This is a genomic window from Pallidibacillus thermolactis (assembly GCF_025660415.1).
Classification (GTDB): domain Bacteria; phylum Bacillota; class Bacilli; order Bacillales; family Caldibacillaceae; genus Pallidibacillus; species Pallidibacillus thermolactis.
In genome coordinates, this window is the sequence record NZ_JAOUSE010000026.1 from 868 (window position 1) to 20,413 (window position 19,546).

The 19,546-nt window shown below is 36.7% G+C and carries 19 protein-coding genes and 1 riboswitch; of the genes, 1 reads left to right on the forward strand and 18 read right to left on the reverse strand.

Annotation, left to right across the window (positions count from 1 at the left end):
- Nucleotides 1-687: 687 nt before the first annotated feature.
- The 10 genes from OEV82_RS09305 to OEV82_RS09350 form a co-directional block, all read right to left on the reverse strand.
- Nucleotides 688-1,185: a metallophosphoesterase family protein gene (locus OEV82_RS09305; protein WP_263061721.1), complete on the reverse strand. Its 498-nt coding sequence runs from the start codon at nt 1,183-1,185 to the stop codon at nt 688-690.
- Nucleotides 1,182-1,796 carry an XTP/dITP diphosphatase gene (locus tag OEV82_RS09310; protein ID WP_263061722.1) on the reverse strand — a complete coding sequence of 205 codons (615 nt, stop codon included), beginning with the start codon at nt 1,794-1,796 and terminating at the stop codon, nt 1,182-1,184. The genes OEV82_RS09305 and OEV82_RS09310 overlap by 4 nt, the downstream gene beginning before the upstream one ends.
- Nucleotides 1,797-1,915: 119 nt before the next feature.
- Nucleotides 1,916-2,977 (reverse strand): GerMN domain-containing protein, encoded by a 1,062-nt coding sequence (locus OEV82_RS09315; protein WP_173658364.1) that lies wholly within the window; start codon nt 2,975-2,977, stop codon nt 1,916-1,918.
- Nucleotides 2,978-3,133: 156 nt separating this feature from the next.
- Entirely contained in the window at nt 3,134-3,952 is an 819-nt protein-coding gene (gene racE / locus OEV82_RS09320) for a glutamate racemase (protein ID WP_173658363.1), read from the reverse strand.
- A gap of 15 nt (nt 3,953-3,967) precedes the next feature.
- Entirely contained in the window at nt 3,968-4,426 is a 459-nt protein-coding gene (locus OEV82_RS09325) for a MarR family winged helix-turn-helix transcriptional regulator (protein ID WP_173658365.1), read from the reverse strand.
- Between the two features lie 418 nt (nt 4,427-4,844).
- Complete coding sequence (locus tag OEV82_RS09330) at nt 4,845-5,069, reverse strand: helix-turn-helix domain-containing protein (RefSeq protein ID WP_033828593.1); 225 nt, start codon at nt 5,067-5,069, stop codon at nt 4,845-4,847.
- Between the two features lie 133 nt (nt 5,070-5,202).
- Nucleotides 5,203-5,670, reverse strand: a complete 468-nt coding sequence (locus OEV82_RS09335) for an acyl-CoA thioesterase (RefSeq protein WP_173661974.1) — start codon at nt 5,668-5,670, stop codon at nt 5,203-5,205.
- A gap of 110 nt (nt 5,671-5,780) precedes the next feature.
- The gene (gene sdhB, locus OEV82_RS09340) at nt 5,781-6,548 is read right to left on the reverse strand and encodes a succinate dehydrogenase iron-sulfur subunit (RefSeq protein WP_173661972.1); all 768 of its coding nucleotides are present in this window, start codon (nt 6,546-6,548) and stop codon (nt 5,781-5,783) included.
- A gap of 20 nt (nt 6,549-6,568) precedes the next feature.
- Nucleotides 6,569-8,323, reverse strand: a complete 1,755-nt coding sequence (gene sdhA, locus OEV82_RS09345) for a succinate dehydrogenase flavoprotein subunit (RefSeq protein WP_173661970.1) — start codon at nt 8,321-8,323, stop codon at nt 6,569-6,571.
- A 126-nt stretch (nt 8,324-8,449) separates the two neighbouring features.
- Entirely contained in the window at nt 8,450-9,061 is a 612-nt protein-coding gene (locus tag OEV82_RS09350) for a succinate dehydrogenase cytochrome b558 subunit (RefSeq protein WP_173661968.1), read from the reverse strand.
- 304 nt (nt 9,062-9,365) lie between these two features.
- On the opposite strand from OEV82_RS09350, the gene OEV82_RS09355 reads away from it, so the two are divergent.
- A complete protein-coding gene (locus OEV82_RS09355; RefSeq protein ID WP_173661966.1) occupies nt 9,366-9,818 on the forward strand; it encodes a YslB family protein in 453 nt (150 codons plus the stop codon).
- 118 nt (nt 9,819-9,936) lie between these two features.
- On the opposite strand, the gene OEV82_RS09360 is transcribed toward OEV82_RS09355, so the two are convergent.
- The 8 genes from OEV82_RS09360 to OEV82_RS09395 form a co-directional block, all read right to left on the reverse strand.
- Nucleotides 9,937-11,178, reverse strand: a complete 1,242-nt coding sequence (locus OEV82_RS09360; RefSeq protein ID WP_263061723.1) for an aspartate kinase — start codon at nt 11,176-11,178, stop codon at nt 9,937-9,939.
- Nucleotides 11,179-11,335: 157 nt separating this feature from the next.
- Nucleotides 11,336-11,513: riboswitch (Lysine riboswitch) on the reverse strand.
- 251 nt (nt 11,514-11,764) lie between these two features.
- Entirely contained in the window at nt 11,765-13,555 is a 1,791-nt protein-coding gene (gene uvrC / locus OEV82_RS09365) for an excinuclease ABC subunit UvrC (RefSeq protein WP_263061724.1), read from the reverse strand.
- Between the two features lie 142 nt (nt 13,556-13,697).
- Nucleotides 13,698-14,012, reverse strand: a complete 315-nt coding sequence (trxA, locus tag OEV82_RS09370; protein ID WP_173661960.1) for a thioredoxin — start codon at nt 14,010-14,012, stop codon at nt 13,698-13,700.
- A 203-nt stretch (nt 14,013-14,215) separates the two neighbouring features.
- Nucleotides 14,216-15,193 carry an electron transfer flavoprotein subunit alpha/FixB family protein gene (locus tag OEV82_RS09375; protein WP_263061725.1) on the reverse strand — a complete coding sequence of 326 codons (978 nt, stop codon included), beginning with the start codon at nt 15,191-15,193 and terminating at the stop codon, nt 14,216-14,218.
- A gap of 34 nt (nt 15,194-15,227) precedes the next feature.
- Nucleotides 15,228-16,001: an electron transfer flavoprotein subunit beta/FixA family protein gene (locus OEV82_RS09380; RefSeq protein WP_173661955.1), complete on the reverse strand. Its 774-nt coding sequence runs from the start codon at nt 15,999-16,001 to the stop codon at nt 15,228-15,230.
- A gap of 47 nt (nt 16,002-16,048) precedes the next feature.
- Nucleotides 16,049-16,822, reverse strand: coding sequence for an enoyl-CoA hydratase (locus OEV82_RS09385; RefSeq protein WP_263061726.1), 774 nt, complete (start codon nt 16,820-16,822; stop codon nt 16,049-16,051).
- A gap of 173 nt (nt 16,823-16,995) precedes the next feature.
- Nucleotides 16,996-17,586 carry a TetR/AcrR family transcriptional regulator gene (locus OEV82_RS09390; RefSeq protein ID WP_446686435.1) on the reverse strand — a complete coding sequence of 197 codons (591 nt, stop codon included), beginning with the start codon at nt 17,584-17,586 and terminating at the stop codon, nt 16,996-16,998.
- Nucleotides 17,587-17,781: 195 nt separating this feature from the next.
- Nucleotides 17,782-19,485, reverse strand: coding sequence for a long-chain-fatty-acid--CoA ligase (locus tag OEV82_RS09395; protein WP_263061727.1), 1,704 nt, complete (start codon nt 19,483-19,485; stop codon nt 17,782-17,784).
- Nucleotides 19,486-19,546 lie beyond the last annotated feature (61 nt).

Consider the following 19,546-nt stretch of genomic DNA (forward strand, 5'->3'; position numbering starts at 1 on the left):
CGAAGAAGCTTACTCGATCGTGCTCTATCCAGCTGAGCTACTGGGACATGGTATAAGCTTATGAAATTGGTTACTCTTTAGTATTTTTATTTTTTGTCGTCCCAATCTCGGAAAGTTAATTCAAAGATGTGGCTCGATTGGTACGCTGTAGTTGATTCGAAGAAGCTTACTCAATCGTGCTCTATCCAGCTGAGCTACTGGGACATGGTATAAGCTTATTAAATTGGTTACTCTTTAGTATTTTTGTTTTTCGTCGTCCCAATCTCGGAAAGTTAATTCAAAGATGTGGCTCGATTGGTACGCTGTAGTTGATTCGAAGAAGCTTACTCGATCGTGCTCTATCCAGCTGAGCTACTGGGACATGGTATAAGCTTATGAAATTGGTTACTCTTTAGTATTTTTATTTTTTGTCGTCCCAATCTCGGAAAGTTAATTCAGAGATGTGGCTCGATTGGTACGCTGTAGTTGATTCGAAGAAGCTTACTCAATCGTGCTCTATCCAGCTGAGCTACTGGGACATGGTATGAACTTTCTCTTTAATTTTTTGTTTTACGACATTGTTTTTGGTAACTTTTGGAAAAACATTTTGTTTACCAAAGACATTTTTTATTATATGCTCTTTTCAATGAATAGTCAATAGTTTTTTGAAAAAATTTTATTTAGGAGTGAAAAGGTTTAGAACCCTTATCACTCCAATGTTTCGCTAAATAATTGGTTATGATTAACATCATAAACATGAAGGATTTTTTTCTTACCAACGATCTCTAAAATAATATAAGTTTTTTCGCTTCGTCCTCTTGGTAAACGAAGACTGCCAGGATTAATAAATAAAATGTCATCTACCATTTCAAATCCTAACATATGGCTGTGTCCAAAGCAAACAATATTTGCATTTTCTTCCAAAGCTTTATAACGTAAGTTTATCAAATTGGATTTCACTTGATATCGATGACCATGGGTTACTAAAATTGTGTGATCCTCCGCACGTAACATCAATTGTTCTGGAAAATCACTCCCAAAATCACAATTTCCTTTCACCACTCGATAACCATCCAGAGCCGGATGATCACCGGTCAACTCCGAATCACCACAGTGAATATAATAATCCATATCACCGTGACGTTTTTTCAGTTCAATCAGTTCATCAGTTAATCCATGACTATCACTACAAATTAAGATTTTCATATGCTTAACTCACCCGATTCAACAGCTTCTTGCACCCATTCATTTAACTTTTTCAATGCTTGACCACGATGACTAATTTTATTTTTTTCTTCTGGGGACATCTCTGCCGTCGTTTTTCCAAATTCAGGGACATAAAAAATAGGATCATACCCGAAACCATTTTCTCCCCGTTTTTCATCAATGATATAACCATCCACTTTACCTTCTACGATGACAGGATCTTTTCCAGGAATCACAAGGGCTAATGTACAATGGAAATGGGCTGTACGTTTTTCAAATGGTACTCCCTTTAATTCGTCTAAAACCTTTTGTAAATTCGCTTCATCGTCTTTTTCTGTCCCAGCATAGCGAGCAGAATATACGCCTGGTCTTCCGTCCAACGCATCAACACAAAGACCAGAATCGTCGGCTATCACAATTTTATTAAAATACTCCGAGATTCCTTTTGCTTTTAATAAGGCATTTTCAGCAAAAGTCTCCCCCGTTTCTTCAATATCCGGTGCATCTGGAAAATCAAGTAAAGTTTTAACGGTAAATCCTAGTGATTGGAACATTTCAGCAAATTCTTTTGCTTTTCCTTTATTTTTCGTCGCAACAATAATTTCCTTCATAGTGGATTCCCTCTTTTTAATCAGCATTCTTACTACATTTCCATAAATAAAGAAAGAAGAGGCGGCAATAAATCCCCCTCCTAACTCTCTTTATATTAATATTATAAACAAATTTTATTTTAAAAACTACCAGTATTTACATGTTTTGGCCTCGTTACCGGTTCCGCCAATGTTTCTCCTTCCCAGTTAACCACATCGGCCTCGCCATTTACTTGAATTGAAACGGCTTCAATCCCTTTTTGTTCTGTTAATGATAGTACGAGTGTATCTAGTACTTGCTTGGTCACTAATTTTTGATCATAACTGCCGTATAAATTTTCATTAAAGTTAAGCGTCACCACACCGTCTTTTATAGTTGGTTCTTCCACTAATTCAACATCGGGCATAAACAACGTATACAGCTCAGAGTTCAACTTCGGCCCTTTAATCAATTCTTCTATAACAGTCACAACGGTATCTTTGTTATCGTTTTTCACTCGTTTAGTAACAGGTACATAGTAGCTATTTTCGTTTGTTTGTGCAATATAATAAACGGTTACCTGTTCGGTATCTGTAATATCCGCTACTTCAGATGTATCAATATTAATACCAATATTTCTCGTTAATTCTCCATTGATTGGAGTACCATTAACCGGCATTTCTGTAAGCGGATTTCCATTGAGTTGAAGTTTCACTTTGTCAATGGTGTCAAATTGGGTCAACGTATATGTAATGGACTGTAAGATTTTCAACTCATCTTCTGGAGCATAGTCTGCAAATTCTTTTGAAAAATCAACGGTTGCCACACCATCATGAATATCAACACTAATTTGTGTATCTGCTGGGATGACAGCTCGAAAATCACTCGGCAACATCTCTTGCACCGGGCCACCTTCTACTAAATATTCCAAGGCTTGTTTCGCGATACTTTCCGTGTTTGGTAATTGGAAAGTTTGGGGAACGACAAGTCCATGTTTATCGATTAAATATAGCTCCGTTTGTACCGTTCCTTCCTTTCCTTCTTCTCCATCTTCAGATTGTCCCTCATCTGTTAACTCGACATCTTCTTCATAGGTTACATTTTCTTTTGGTGGGTCTACTTCCTCCTTCGCTAGCTGCGGGAACAATGAACAAGCAGAAAGAAATACAATGGTTACAATGAATAACAAACCGTACTGAAATGCACGAATTGTAGATTTCATAAAATCCCCCCATGACTGTTTGTACTACATGTATACGAGCCTTCTTCGAAAATAGACCTAAGACGAGAAAAAAATTGGACAAATTTAAAAAATTCTAGGGGAATAAAAAAAAGTTGTCCAACTCGTTTTTTTGAAAAACAAGTAGACAACCTATATTTAAATATATTCAACATTGGACAGTTTTACTGTTTCAACTTCTAGATCATCCATTCGTAGCCATTGTTTCGCTATGGATTGAAAAATCGTTTTTGAACCAGTGGTAAAAAATTTATAGATCGGAGGCTGATCCTTAGACATATTTAACATATGTGTATGATCTAATATGGCACTCGCTTCTCTAGCAGTTTCTTCACCCGAACTGATCACTTTTACCTTATGATTATAGTAATTTTCAATTAAAGGCTGGATGATCGGATAATGCGTACACCCTAATATTAACGTATCGATATGTTTATCTTGAAGAGGGTAAAGTGAATTCGCTACAATTTTTTCCGCTAAATCACCATGAATTACACCACTTTCCACTAAAGGAACCAGTTTCGGGCAGGCTAAACCATAAACATCGACTTCATTATGGATTGTTTTTAAAGCATGTTCATATGCTTTACTGCGTATGGTCATATCTGTCCCAATAACACCTATCTTATACTTTTTGGAAACCGAAATTGCCGCTCTTGCACCGGGATGAATGACCCCAAGTACAGGAATGTTAAGACTTTCGCGAATTTCTTCGAGCGCCACCGCAGTAGCTGTATTGCAAGCAATAATGAGCATTTTTATATGAAACTGCTCTAAGTAACGAGTCATTTCCCACGTAAATTGTCTGATCTCTTCACTAGTTCTCGGTCCATATGGACATCGGGCTGTATCTCCCATATAGATAATTGATTCATTAGGCAATTGACGCATCATTTCCTTAACAACGGTCAACCCACCTACTCCTGAATCTATGATGCCTATTGGATTTGATGCCAAACTTGCCTCAACCTTTCACTTTTTTTGTTCTTTTTTCAACTTCATATTATCGTGTAATTTTCGTAGATTACTTTGTAAAGTACGGATCTCTTCATCGGAAAAGCCATGTAAAATTTCTTGAAGATAGGTTTGTCTTTTTTTAATCACTTCATCAATGATCCGAATTCCTTCATCTAATAAATGGACACGAACGACACGACGGTCCCGTTCATCGCGAACCCTTTTTACAAGATTATTTTTTTCCATTCGCGCAATTAAATCCGTTGTTGTACTAAAAGCCAAATACATTTTTTTCGATAATTCACCAATTGTCATACTGCCTTCTTCTAATAGCCATTGCATAGCAACAAATTGTGGCGGGGTTACCGGAAAATGGTTTAAGATTTCACGACCCTTTTGTTTAATTAATCCGGATACAAAACGTAAATCTTTTTCAATTGTTGCTACAGTTTCCATGTTCACTTCGTTCTTCATTTGATTTTCCAAATAGAGCACCCCCGCTATATTCTATCTAAATCTATCATGACATGTAAAAACAAACAACTACTAATTCTTTTTTGGCTTAATTATAATAATAGTAACGTATTTTTTAATGTATATAAAAATAAAAATCTATTTATATATTATGTCCTTTTCGTATGTTTACTTTTTTTATTTAAACTCGTAAAATCAATCTAACCCTATTTTCTATTTTTTTACGTTAAATTTCAAGCCTAATAACGCTTTTACTTGCTAGTAATATAAAAAACTGGCATCCAAAAAGATTGGGCCAGCTAGAGATATCGTCTCTCCAATAAGGAAAGTTTTACCAATACCTGTAGCTTGTATAAAAGTGAATTTTGCACTTTAGAAATAAAAAACCGGCTTTCCAAAAAAGGATAGCCGGCTTCTCTTAAAGCTTTAACTCCCCCATACGGAGAAGTTCGACGACAGCTTGTGAACGCCCCTTTACTCCAAGCTTTTGCATGGCATTTGAAATATGATTTCGAACTGTTTTTTCGCTTATAAAAAGCTCTTGTGCTATCTCTTTAGTTGTTTTATCTTGTACTAACAGTTCGAATACTTCCCTTTCTCGTTTAGTTAATAACGGCTTATGAGTGAAATCATTCTCCTTCAAATACATGAACCCTCCTTGCCTTCGCCAGCTAGAAAACGCGGGGATGGGTATGAATCGTCACAATATCATATGTGAACGGCAAGAAGGGAGTGACAGCAATCATCCCATTCTGTAAGAAATAGGCATTATTATTTTAAACCACATTGACATTCATTGCTTTAAAGAAAATTTCTCTCTCTTCACTTGTCCAAGGAACAGATTTTCCACTATTTTTATTGATGTTTACAATTGTTCCGCGTCCGGTAAAACAGACCGTATCATCGCCTTTTACACCTAGATAATGAAGATCAACTGAGGAATTACCAACTTCATTAATTTTTACGTAAATGTTTAGTTCTTCATCAAAATATACTTGCCGAATATAATCACATTGTTGATTAGCGACGACTGGAATCGTTTCCCTCATTTCCTTTAAATCCTGTCGATAAAGTCCGAGATAATGGATATATTCAATTCTCGCTGTTTCAAAATAAACGAACGGAACCGTATTGTTTAAATGACCAAACATATCGGTTTCTGAAAATCTGACTTTAACGGGTACAAAAAATTCGAACCCTGCTTTCCATGATGGAAAATCTTGTATGTAGCTGATCTTTTTCATTAAAACCTCCCCTTTCACGTACTGAATGAATATTCATTCGTTTTACTTTATAACGAGAGGCTGAACCATCCAGTTGGCCCAGCCTCTTGATTTTGATTGTACGTAACCAATTAATAGGAATAATCACTACCAAAGAAGTTACGGAACATTTGAACAGTCGCTTCACGGTTTAATGCTGCAATGGACGTTGTTAAAGGAATACCTTTCGGACAAGCTTGCACACAGTTTTGTGAGTTACCACAGTTAGCTAAACCGCCATCCCCCATAATAGCATTTAAACGTTCTGCTTTATTCATTGCACCTGTTGGATGGGAGTTAAATAACCGAACTTGTGATAACGGTGCAGGACCCATAAAGTTTGATTTGTCATTCACGTTAGGGCAGGCTTCTAAACATACACCACACGTCATACATTTTGAAAGCTCATACGCCCATTGACGTTTATTTTCAGGCATTCTTGGCCCAGGTCCTAAATCATAAGTTCCATCAATTGGAATCCATGCTTTTACTTTCTTCAAGGAGTCGAACATACGACTTCTGTCAATTACTAAGTCACGTACTACTGGGAATGTACGCATCGGTTCTAATTTAATAGGATGCTCTAATTTATCAACCATGGTCGAACAAGCTTGTCTAGGTTTCCCGTTGATAACCATTGAACAAGCACCGCAAACTTCTTCTAAACAGTTCATTTCCCAAGCAACCGGCGAAGTTTTCTTACCATCTTTTGTTACTGGATTCCGTTGAATTTCCATCAATGCTGAGATCACATTCATATTTGGACGATATGGAATTTCAAACGTCTCCTCATAAGGGGTAGAATCCGGTGTGTCTTGTCTTTGGATTATAAAAGTCACTGTTTTTCTTTGTTCAGCCATTCTATATTCTCCTCCCCTTCTTATTTACTTGTCGTCGTATAATCACGTTTTCTTGGTTTAATTAAAGATACGTCCACATCTTCATATTCAAATTTCGGTGCATTTGTAGCAGGATCATACGAAGCCATAGTTGTTTTTAACCATTCTTCATCATTACGTTCAGGGAATTCCGGTTTATAATGTGCACCACGAGACTCATTACGGTTATACGCACCAAGCGTAATAACACGCGCAAGATGGAGCATATTTTGCAATTGTCTTGTAAATTGTGCACCTTGGTTACTCCAGCTTGAAGTATCATTAATATTAATATTTTTCCAGCGTTCCATTAATTCTTGAATCTTTTCGTCTGTCTTTAATAGTTTATCGTTGTAACGTACAACGGTAACGTTATCTGTCATCCATTCACCAAGTTCTTTATGGATTACATAGGCGTTTTCAGTTCCGTCCATCTTCAAGATATCGTCCCATTTTTGTTGTTCTTGACGTTGATAACGTTCGAACAAGCTTGAAGGTAAGGCATCTGTGCTCTTTTCTAAACCTTCAATATATTTAACCGCGTTTGGACCTGCAACCATACCACCATAAATAGCAGATAGTAAGGAGTTTGCTCCAAGACGGTTTGCACCGTGTTGTGAATAATCACACTCACCGGCGGCAAATAAACCTTTAATATTGGTTTGTTGTTCATAGTCAACCCATAATCCACCCATTGAGTAGTGTACAGCTGGGAAGATTTTCATTGGAACTTTCCGTGGGTCATCACCTGTAAATTTCTCATAAATTTCAATAATTCCGCCAAGTTTTACATCAAGTTCATGTGGATCTTTATGGGATAGGTCTAGATAAACCATATTTTCCCCGTTGATGCCTAATTTTTGGTTGACACATACGTCGAAAATTTCACGGGTAGCAATATCCCTTGGAACTAGGTTTCCGTATAATGGATATTTTTCTTCTAAGAAGTACCAAGGTTTACCATCTTTATAGGTCCAGACACGACCACCCTCACCACGAGCAGATTCACTCATGAGACGTAATTTGTCGTCTCCAGGGATTGCTGTAGGATGGATCTGGATAAATTCACCGTTCGCGTAGATCGCACCTTGTTGATAAAGAATTGCTGCAGCTGATCCGGTATTTATAACAGAGTTTGTTGATTTACCAAAGATAATACCAAGACCACCTGTTGCCATAATAACCGCATCTGCAGGGAATGATTTAATTTCTCCAGATTTTAAATCTTGTGCCACAATACCACGGCATGTTTGATCATCATCAATGATGGCGCCTAAGAATTCCCAACCTTCATATTTCGTTACTAAACCGGCTACTTCATGACGACGTACTTGTTCATCTAATGCATAAAGCAATTGTTGTCCTGTTGTAGCACCTGCAAAGGCAGTCCGATGATATAATGTTCCTCCAAAACGTCTAAAGTCTAGTAAGCCTTCTGGAGTACGGTTAAACATAACCCCCATACGGTCAAACAAGTGAATGATACCTGGTGCCGCTTCACACATTGCTTTTACAGGCGGTTGGTTTGCTAAGAAGTCTCCACCGTATACCGTATCATCAAAGTGTTTCCAAGGTGAGTCCCCTTCACCTTTTGTGTTAACCGCTCCATTAATTCCACCTTGTGCACAAACAGAGTGAGAACGTTTTACCGGAACTAAAGAGAACAATTCAACTGGCACCCCAGCCTCAGCTATTTTAACTGTTGCCATTAGGCCTGCCAATCCGCCACCGACAACAATAATTTTACCTTTACTCATTTCTGCGACTCACTCCCCCAATTATTAAGTAATCTCTAGTCGTTGTTCCTATCAATCTATTAATTCATACGTTCAATACATAAGTTGTAAGGTTTTCTCGTAATCGCTTCACATAGTCATATAGTTTTATACAGTAAATGCTAAGATTGCACGAACACCTATAAATGTTACAGCTACAAAAACTAGCATTGTAACATACGTCAAAATTCTTTGTGAACGAGGTGATACGGTAATCCCCCAACTTACAAAGAATGACCATAAACCGTTCGATAAGTGGAATGTTGCACAAACAATTCCGACAATATAGAACACTAACATTGCAGGATTATCGACTATATTTGCCATCATGTCAAAGTTCACTTCAGCACCAAGTGCCTTCGCAATCCGTGTCTCCCACACATGCCACGCAATGAAGATAATGAGGATAACCCCTGTAATTCTTTGCAAAACAAACATCCAGTTTCTAAAAGTACTGAAACGAACATTGTTTGGCTTTGCAGTAAACGCTATGTATACTCCATATATTGCGTGGAATAATATAGGAATATAAATGACTACAGTTTCTACAAATAGTAGAAATGGGATGTTTTCCATCAATCCTGCAGCTGCATTATATGCCTCTGCTCCCTTTGTTGCTTGATAGTTAATTGTTAAATGGACAATTAAGAAAATACCGATCGGAAGAACTCCTAATAGTGAGTGTAATCTCCGATTATTAAACTCACGGTTTCCTGCCATCTTAAGATGTACCCCCCTTAGTTATTAATCATTGACTATAAATTTTAAAAACTATGGCAAATATATGAACAACTCAATTGTAAACCTTTTTATAAAACCCGTCAAGAAAACGGATACAGGTTTAATAATATTTGAAAAATATTTTTTTCTTCACATGATAGTTTCATAAAGTTGTCATAAAGTCCTAATAAAAATTCTAAATTTTAGGAGGATATTTTAATATAATTTTTTTCCAAATAAATAAATGTTAAATAAATGAACAGAAATTGTATATAATAGATTTGAAGAAAAGGGGGAGCAAAGTTTGAGTAGAAAAACAGTAAAAGAAAAAATAAACTTAACTGAATTAACCGTTCCTGCATTTGGATATGAACTGATTCGTGAAGATTTTATAGAAGAAATTTTAGGGGAAGATGCACCTAGTATTCTTTATTGGATCGGAAAACAAATCGCTCGAAAATATCCATTATTTTCTTTTGATGAGATTCAAGAGTTTTTTCGAAATGCAGGATGGGGCAACCTGGATATTATTAGCCAAAAGAAAAGTGAAATCGAACTTCAATTAACAAGCGACTTAGTAAAACACCGCATTTTAACACGAACCAATGCAACATTCCAACTTGAGGCCGGCTTCCTCGCTGAACAAATTGCCCAACAAAAGAAAGTTTATGCCGAAACTTTTGAACATCCGAAAAAAAAGGATGGAAAAGTATTGTTTACAGTGAAATGGGATGATATTCCACTTATAGACTTATAAATAATGTGGACATTGTTCATTATATTATTCATTTCAATTGTAAAATAACCATTTTTTTACAAAAAACTTCATCAAATGAGTTGACTGACTCACTTGATGAAGTTTTTTAACGTTTTTATTATTTTGCAACACTTACTTCCTGTTCTACCTTTGAAAGACCGAAAACATCATGCAGTATTTCAGCAGCCTTTAACATTTGGTCTTCGTTGACTACAGCAGATACTTTAATTTCTGAAGTACTGACCATTTTTACAAAAATATCTTTTTCAGCTAATGAAGCGAACATTTGAGCCGCTACACCTGGATTTGAAATCATGCCTGAACCAACAATGGATACTTTTGCTAAACCTGATTCATATTCAATATGATCATAACCAATTGATTCTTTATGTTCTTCCAATACTTGCAATGCCTCTTGCAACTCATCGGTTTTAATCGAAAATGATAGTGTATTCAAGTTTTGGTCAGACGCATTTTGAATAATAATATCCACATTTACGTTATTTTTAGCTAACGGAGTAAATACCGATGATAAACTTGCAATTTCATTTGATAAACCATAAACCGTTAATTTTGTAATATCTTTTTCAAAGGCAACACCGCGGACAACTAAGTTTTCTTCCATTATTGTTTCCTCCAATACATAAGTTCCTTCCACTTTTTCTGTACTTGAGCGAACGACTAAAGGAATTTGATAATTTTTCGCAAATTCAACAGACCTTGGATGAAGCACACCTGCACCTAAATTCGCCAACTCTAACATTTCATCATAAGATATCGTTGATAATTGTCTCGCAGACGGAATATAACGTGGATCGGCAGTATATACACCCGTTACATCTGTGTAAATATCGCATCGATCAGCACCTAGAGCTGCTGCTAAAGCGACGGCAGACGTATCTGAACCTCCACGGCCTAACGTCGTTATTTCTCCATCTTCAGTGATACCTTGGAATCCAGCAACTATCACGATTTTTCCTTCACGGATCGCCCTGTTGATCTGGTCGGTATCAATGTTCAAAATCCGTGCACTCCCGTGAATCGGTTCTGTTTCCACCCCCGCTTGCCAACCTGTCATCGACACTGCATCATGTCCTTTTTCATGCAGCGCCATTGCAAGTAATGCAATCGTGACTTGTTCACCTGTCGTGACTAACATATCCAATTCACGTTTACTAGGCTTGGTTGAAACTTGTTTAGCTAAAGAAATTAACTCATCCGTTGATTTTCCCATTGCTGATACAACGACGACAACATTATTCCCTCTTTTTCTTTCATCTAAAACTCGATCTGCTACATTTAATATTTTTTCTACCGTTGCTACCGACGTACCGCCAAATTTTTGTACAATAATGCCCAATTTTTTCCCCCTCTTTTCAGCTGTTTAAGCCAAATTTTAAATACATTGTTACACATTGTGAAAATTGTAAGGAGAGCGCTAGAAACTTGTGCAAGATAAAACAAAAGACAATGGAGAAATCCCATTGCCTGCAAAAACGCAATTATTAGCGTGTTCACAGTGAGATAGCTCTCCAAGAGTAACTCTTGACAGTTCTGTACTTATTCAGTAGCAGAACCAAGAAAAAATAGAATTGGACTATTTTTTCTTTCGGCGATTTTTCCTTTCCATGTATTTCACAGAAGTCCAATCTTCTCCATACATGTACTCTTAAAAACCGCGCCTCTATCTTCACGTCTTTTCAGAACATGAATTTATTAAATTGGCTATATTATAGCATGTTGAAATAATGGAATCAATACATATTTTCTGATTATTTATTGTGCGCAAATGTGAGATGCTCGATCGGACTTTTCTTATCTCTTTTGGTTCCCTTTTGTCCGCGAGAAGTTCTCGCAAAGACGTTTCAACCTCTTTTCCTCACCTTTTTGTCCATGAAACAAAATCTCAAAAAAAATAAAAAAGGAAATCCACTTAAAAGGACTTCCTAGTCTTCAGAGTTTTGTAATGTTTGAACAATGGATTCGGCCACATTTTTCGGTATCCCAATTTTCATGAAATCCTCAACAGAAGCATGCTGCATTTTTTTTACAGAACCGAAATGCTTTAATAATAACTGCTTTCGTTTCTGACCGACTCCCGGTATTTCATCGAGAATGGATTGAATCATCGATTTTCCACGTAATTGGCGATGGAATGTGATCGCAAAACGGTGAACCTCATCTTGAATCCGCTGAAGCAAGTAGAATTCTTGACTATTTCGAGCAAGAGGGACCATTTCTGGTGGATCACCAAATAGTAAATTAGAAGTTTGATGCTTATCATCTTTTACTAATCCCGCAACTGGAATGTCAAGGCCAAGTTCATTTTCTAAAACATCCTTCGCTGCTTCAATTTGTCCTTTTCCACCATCAATTAAGATTAAATCAGGCAGTGGCTGGTTTTCTTTTAAAACGCGTGTATACCGTCTCCGAATAACCTCTCGCATCGAGTCATAGTCATCTGGTCCTTCAACCGTTTTAATTTTATATTTCCGATATTGCTTCTTATCTGGCATCCCGTTTGTAAAAACGACCATTGCCGATACCGGGTTTGTCCCTTGAATATTGGAGTTGTCGAAGGCTTCAATACGATACGGCGTATAAATATTCATTTGCTCGCCTAATTTTTCGATCGCTTTTATTGTTCGTTCTTCATTCCGCTCTAATAAGGAAAACTTCTCTTTTAATGCTGCTTTCGCATTTTTGTTTGCAAGTTCAACCATTTCCTTTTTTTGTCCCCGTTTTGGCTGAACAATTTTCACATCAAGTAAAGCATGGGCGAGTTCTGCATCCACATTTTGCGGTAGTAAGATTTCTTTCGGCTTAAAATGTTCTGGTCGATCATAAAATTGGCCTAAAAATGTTAGCATCTCTTCTTCAGGATCTTTATAATAAGGAAACATCGACACATCCCGTTCAATTAATTTTCCTTGACGGACAAAGAATACTTGGACACACATCCAACCTTTGTCTGCAGCATAACCGAAAACATCTCGATCTATATGATCGGTCATCGTTGCTTTTTGTTTTTCCATCGTCATTTCTATGGCCGTAATTTTATCCCGATACTCCTTCGCCCGCTCAAAATCTAATTTTTCACTGGCTTCGATCATTTTTTCAGTGAGATCTTTCTTTACTTCTTTATAACCACCATTTAAAAACTTTGTAATCTCGGTCGTCATTTTTTTATACGTTTCCTGTGAAACATCAAAGACACAAGGTGCTAAACATTGGCCAATATGGTAATATAAGCACACTTGTTTTGGTAATGTTTGGCATTTACGTAACGGATATAACTTGTCGAGTAATCTTTTTGTTTCCCTTGCTGCATAAACATTGGCATAGGGACCAAAATATTTGGCTTTGTCACCTTTTTTTACTTTACGCGTAATGATTAACCTTGGATGACGTTCAGACGTCAGCTTAATAAACGGATATGTTTTATCATCCTTCAACATGACATTATATTTTGGATCATATTGTTTAATTAAATTGTTCTCCAAAATTAATGCTTCGACATCGGATGACGTTATAATATATTCAAAGTCCTCTATTTCACTTACCAATGCTTGAGTTTTCGCATTATGCGATCCTGTGAAATAAGAACGGACCCGATTTTTTAAAACTTTTGCTTTCCCGACATAGATAACCGTCCCTTGCCGGTCCTTCATTAAATAACAACCAGGTTGATCTGGCAATAATGCTAATTTCTCTTTAATTTTTGGTTTTGTTTCCAATGTGCTCACTCCATATTGAGTGTTATTCATATAACTAATATTATACTATAATTCCTTTAGGGGATAAAAAGATAGATAAAAGGTATATAAATGAAGAAAAGCAGCCCAAAATGGACTGCCATGTCAATTGACGATTACAACATTATAAATGATTGTTAATAACTTCTTCTAAAGCTTCTTTTGGACGGTATCCAACGACTTTATCCACGATTTCTCCGTCTTTAAATAGAATTAATGTTGGAATACTCATCACACCGTATTTTGCTGCCGTTTCTTGGTTTTCATCAACATCTAATTTTACGATTTTAACTTTATCGCCCATTTCAGCGTCAATTTCTTCAAGAACTGGAGCTATCATTTTACAAGGACCGCACCAAGTAGCCCAGAAGTCTGTTAAGACCAAACCGCTTTTAATTTCTTCACTAAATGTTTGGTCAGTTGCATTTACAATTGCCATAATAACCCTCCTTAAAATTTCTTATCGACAGTATATCACTGGATCCACAAATTTGCGAATGATTTGTTTCAACATCATTTTACCCTATATTGGCTGAAATAACCATTAAATCATATCACTGAAAAAAATAACAGAATACTTTGTAAATATAATTTAAAAAATCAAAGGGTAAAGTAACAAATTGTCACTTTACCCTTAGAAATTTAAGCGTTTACTTTTAATTTTTTAAACTCTTCTGTAAGTTGTGGGACCACTTCAAATAAATCACCAACAATACCGTAATCAGCAACTTTGAAAATATTAGCTTCAGGATCTTTATTAATTGCTACAATTACTTTTGAATTGGACATTCCCGCTAAATGTTGGATCGCACCCGAGATTCCAATTGCAATATAAAGGTCTGGTGTTACTACTTTTCCTGTTTGACCAATTTGGAGTGAGTAGTCGCAGTACCCGGCATCACACGCACCACGGGAAGCACCAACGGCTCCTCCTAAAACATCTGCCAATTCTTCCAGCATTTTGAAGTTTTCGGCACTTTTCAATCCACGTCCACCAGCAACAACCACTTTTGCTTCTGATAGATCCACACCTTCGCTTGTTTTCTTCACAACCTCTTTAATGATTGTGCGCAAATCTTTAATATCAACATCTACTTTTGAAACATCGCCGGAACGAGACTCGTCTTTTTCTAATGCAGCAATATTATTTGGACGAACAGTTGCAAAAATGAGACCGTCCGTTACAATTTTCTTTTCAAAAGCTTTACCAGAATAAATAGGTCTTGTAAAGACCACATTTCCACCTGTAACTTCAACATTGACTACATCTGAAATAAGTCCGGAATCCAATTTGCTTGCAACTTTTGGCGATAAATCTTTTCCTAACGCTGTATGTCCAAATACAATAGCTTCTGGATCTTCTTGCTTTATGACGGCAAGTACAGCTTGTGAATATCCATCCGAATTATATTGAGCTAACTTATCATTTTCCACAACAACTACTCGATCCGCACCATATTGTATCAGTTCGTTTGCTAGAGATTCTACCGACTCTCCCAATAATAAACTAACGACCTCACCATCTTCAGCAATGGTTTTTGCTGCTGCAATTGCTTCAAAGGAAACATTCCGTAATTTATTATCCTTTAACTCCGCTAATACTAAAACTTTTCTACCCATTTCAAAACCCTCCTGTTCGTAAACGTATTAAAGTTTAAATTACCTTTGCGTCGTTATGAAGTAAAGACACCAATTCTTTCACTTGATCTGCAAGTTCACCTTCTAAAATTTTACCCTCGGATTTTTGTGGCGGTAGGAAGACTTCGATCGTTTTCGTTTTTGCTTCAACGTCATCTTCATCTAAATCAAGATCATCTAATTCTAATTCTTCTAACGGTTTCTTTTTCGCTTTCATAATCCCCGGTAATGACGGATATCTTGGTTCATTTAACCCTTGTTGTGCTGTCACAAGCAGTGGTAGTGTTGTTTCGATTGTTTCTTCGTCACCTTCCACATCTCTTACAACAGTGACTTTTTCTCCGTCAATTTTCAAATCGGTAATGGTGGTCACATAAGGAATTCCTAATAAATCGGCCACTCTTGGCCCTACTTGTCCTGTACCATTATCAATGGCTACATTTCCTGCAAGAATTAAATCCGGATCTTTATCCTCAAGGTATGTTGCTAAAATTTTTGCAGTCGTATATTGATCTTTTATTTCTAAGTCATCTTCTACATTTATTAAAACCGCTTTATCTGCACCCATGGCCAGGGCTGTACGCAGTTGTTTCTCGGCATCTTCTCCACCGATTGTTATAACTGTGACTTCTCCACCATGTTCGTCACGGACTTGGATTGCCTCTTCTACGGCATATTCATCATATGGGTTAATAATGAACTCAGCGCCGTCTTCATCAATTCTGCCACCTGTAATCGTTATTTTTTCTTCAGTGTCAAAAGTTCTTTTCAATAAAACGTAAATGTTCATCAAACATCCCCCTTACATTGTTTGTTCGTATATAAAAAATACTTACTTTATTTCCCCGTGAAATTTGGCTGTCTTTTTTCTAAAAAAGCGTTAATCCCTTCTGTAGCATCTTCTGTTTGAAATACCTCGCCAAATGCTTTCGCTTCTGCCTCAACACCTTTGGCAAATTGTTCAGTCTTTGCATATGTTAATAGATTTAATATGGCTTTAATGGTTGAAGGACTTTTCATTTCAATTTTCTTAGCCAATTTCATCGCTTCATCCAATAGCTTTTCCTCTGGAACAGCGATGTTGGCAAGACCGATTTTCACAGCATCTACCCCTGAAACCGGTTCTGCAGTTAACATCATTTCAGCCGCTTTTGCGGTTCCAACATATTTTGGTAGTCTTTGTGTTCCGGCAAATCCTGGTATAATTCCTAAGGATAGCTCTGGTAATCCGAGCTTTGCCGTTTCACTAACAATGCGTATATGACAACTCATGGCAAGCTCTAATCCGCCACCTAATGCGGCACCGTGAATGGCCGCTATAATTGGTTTAGGAAAATTTTCGATGCGGTCCATAAGTTTTTGGCCTTTAGTGGCCAACTCTGCAGCGTTCTTCTCTGAATCTATGCTTGTAAACTCTTTAATATCAGCACCGGCAGAAAAGAATCTTCCTTCCCCTTTAAGGACAATGACACGAACTTGATCATTTGTTTCGATCTCATTTAACATATGATCGAGTTCGGATATGACAGCACCTGCTAATGCGTTGGCAGGAGGGTGGTTTATTGTAAGTACAGCTGTCTTGTTGACGATTTCTTGATTTAAAAATTCCATCTCCCATCCCCTTTTCCATTTAATAGATTCATAGGATCATCTATTAGAAAACAGAGAAGACTCTGTCTCTAAACAAGTCATTTTTTAACCTTGTATAGGTCTTAAATAAAAATTTTTGAGCAATAATTTTCTCGAATATTTAAGAAAGAAATATAAATAGGAATAGTCAGATATTAATGGTGATTCCCACACCCATGAATGAGTAACTGATGGATTTTTGGAGCTAAGCTGACTAAATCATATTTATGGTCATTCATCACCCAATTAGTTGCTGTCTCATCTATCGTTCCAAAAATCATTTGTCTTGTTAAACGGATATCTAATGCTGGGGCAAATTCACCATTTTGAATTCCTTCTTCTAAAATGTTATCAATCAGTTGTAAATACCCTTTTAAAATATCGTTAATTTTCAGACGTAATTCTTTATTTGTTTGACGTAATTCAAGTTGTGTAACAATAGCTAAAGCATGATCTTCTGATAAGATGCGAAAATGATTTTCTACTAATAATAATAATTTCTCCGCAGCTGTATTTTTTCCTGCTATAATTTCAGATAAATTTTGAATAAATTGTTGCATTTTTTCTTTAAATAAAGATATTAATATATCTTCTTTATTTTTGAAATATAAATAAATCGTACCATCAGCTACTCCAGCTTGTTTTGCGATCTTTGAAACTTGACATTGATGGTATCCATTTTCAGCAATTGTGATTACAGCGGCATCGATAATTTGCTTATATTTTGGTTTTTGGTTGTTTTTCAATACTCTTTCACCTTCGACTTTATTTTGTATTTTTCTATGTTGGAAAGAATGAAATATGAATGAATAATCATTCATATTCTTATATTAAAAGACCTGAAAGTTTTTGTCAAATACCATCTTATCTCACTTGTCCAACTTATGAATAAAAAAAAGGGCCCTAGAAGTTTCCTTTTCGCAAAATTTTTAACTATAATATTAGGCCTTTTTCTCCCCCTCTTGATTTTCCACCTTTTTCCGTTCCTCTTCTACTAATTGGCGACGCAAGATTTTGCCAACGGTTGTCTTAGGCAATTCATCACGGAATTCATATAATCTTGGTACTTTATAGGCAGCCAAATGTTTTCTGGCATATTTGTCCATCTCTTTTTCCGTAACTGAGTGACCTTCTTTAAGTACAATATAAGCTTTTACGGTTTCACCACGATATGAATCAGGGACTCCAGCTACCACTGCCTCTTGGACCGCCGGATGTTCATATAACACCTCTTCAATCTCTCTTGGATATATATTAAATCCGCTGGCGATAATCATATCTTTTTTGCGATCGACAATGTAAAAATATCCTTTTTCATCCATATAACCTAGATCTCCTGTATATAACCAACCGTCACGGAGGGTTTTCGCCGTTTCCTCAGGACGATTCCAGTAACCTTTCATCACTTGTGGGCCTTTAATTACTAATTCTCCTACTTCACCTGGAGGGAGTGTTTCATCGGTTTCCAATGACCTGATTTCTGCTAATGTATTAGGCCAAGGAATGCCAATGCTACCTTTAATTCGTTCACCATCCCATACTAGGTTGGCATGGGTCACTGGTGAAGCTTCTGTTAAACCATAACCTTCCACAAGTTTCCCACCGGTTAATTGTTCAAATTGTTCTTGAACTTCAACTGGTAATGAAGCAGAGCCGCTTATACAAGAGTCGATTGATGATAAATCATATTTTTGTAAATTCCGATGATTTAATAAACCAATGTACATGGTTGGTGCACCTGGAAACATCGTCACTTTTTGACTTTGAATTGCTTTTAACAATACTTCAGGTTCTGGCTTCGGAATCAGCACAACTTTCGAACCTTGCATGACGGACAAAATTAATACGGTCGTCATCCCATATACATGGAAAAAGGGCAACGCACCTAAAACAACTTCCTTACCTTCTTCACATTTATATAACCAGGCTTCACACATTTTGGCGTTGGAAACTAAGTTTTTATGTGTTAACATAACCCCTTTTGGAAAACCTGTCGTTCCACCTGTATATTGTAATATGGCAAGGTCGTTTTCAAAGTCAACTTCAACAATCGGATCTTCCAATGTTGAAGTTTTCATAATTTCAGTAAGTAGATGGACATTACCGGCATGCTCGACTTTTACCGAAAATCCGTATTGCTTCTTCTGGATAAATGGATAAATCAAATTTTTCGGAAATGGTAAGTAGTCTTTAATGGCCGTAATAATAATATGTTCTAGATCGGTTTCGTTTTTTACTTTTGTAATTCTTGGGTATAAAATATCTAACGCAATAATTACCTTTGCACCCGAGTCTTTCATTTGATAAGCAACTTCTCTTTCCGTATACATCGGATTCGTTTGAACAACAACACCACCAGCAAACATGACCCCAAAAAAGCAAATGAACGATTGTGGTGTATTCGGTAGCATGATACCTACACGATCCCCTTTTTTAATCCCTAGCCCTTTTAAATAATTGGCCAATTTCAAAGCCGATTCATATATTTCGTTAAATGTCATTTCTTTTCCATTGAAATGAATTGCAGCTTTTGTCGGGTACTTTTTGGCGGTTTCCACTAAAAATTGTTGCAAGGATTTTTCCGCAATTTCAATTTCTTCAGGTATTGTTTCTGGATAATGTTGTACCCATGGTTTATTTTCCATATTTCCCCTCCCCTTTGAACATTTTGAACATTCAAATTGTTCACTATAGATATTCTATCGA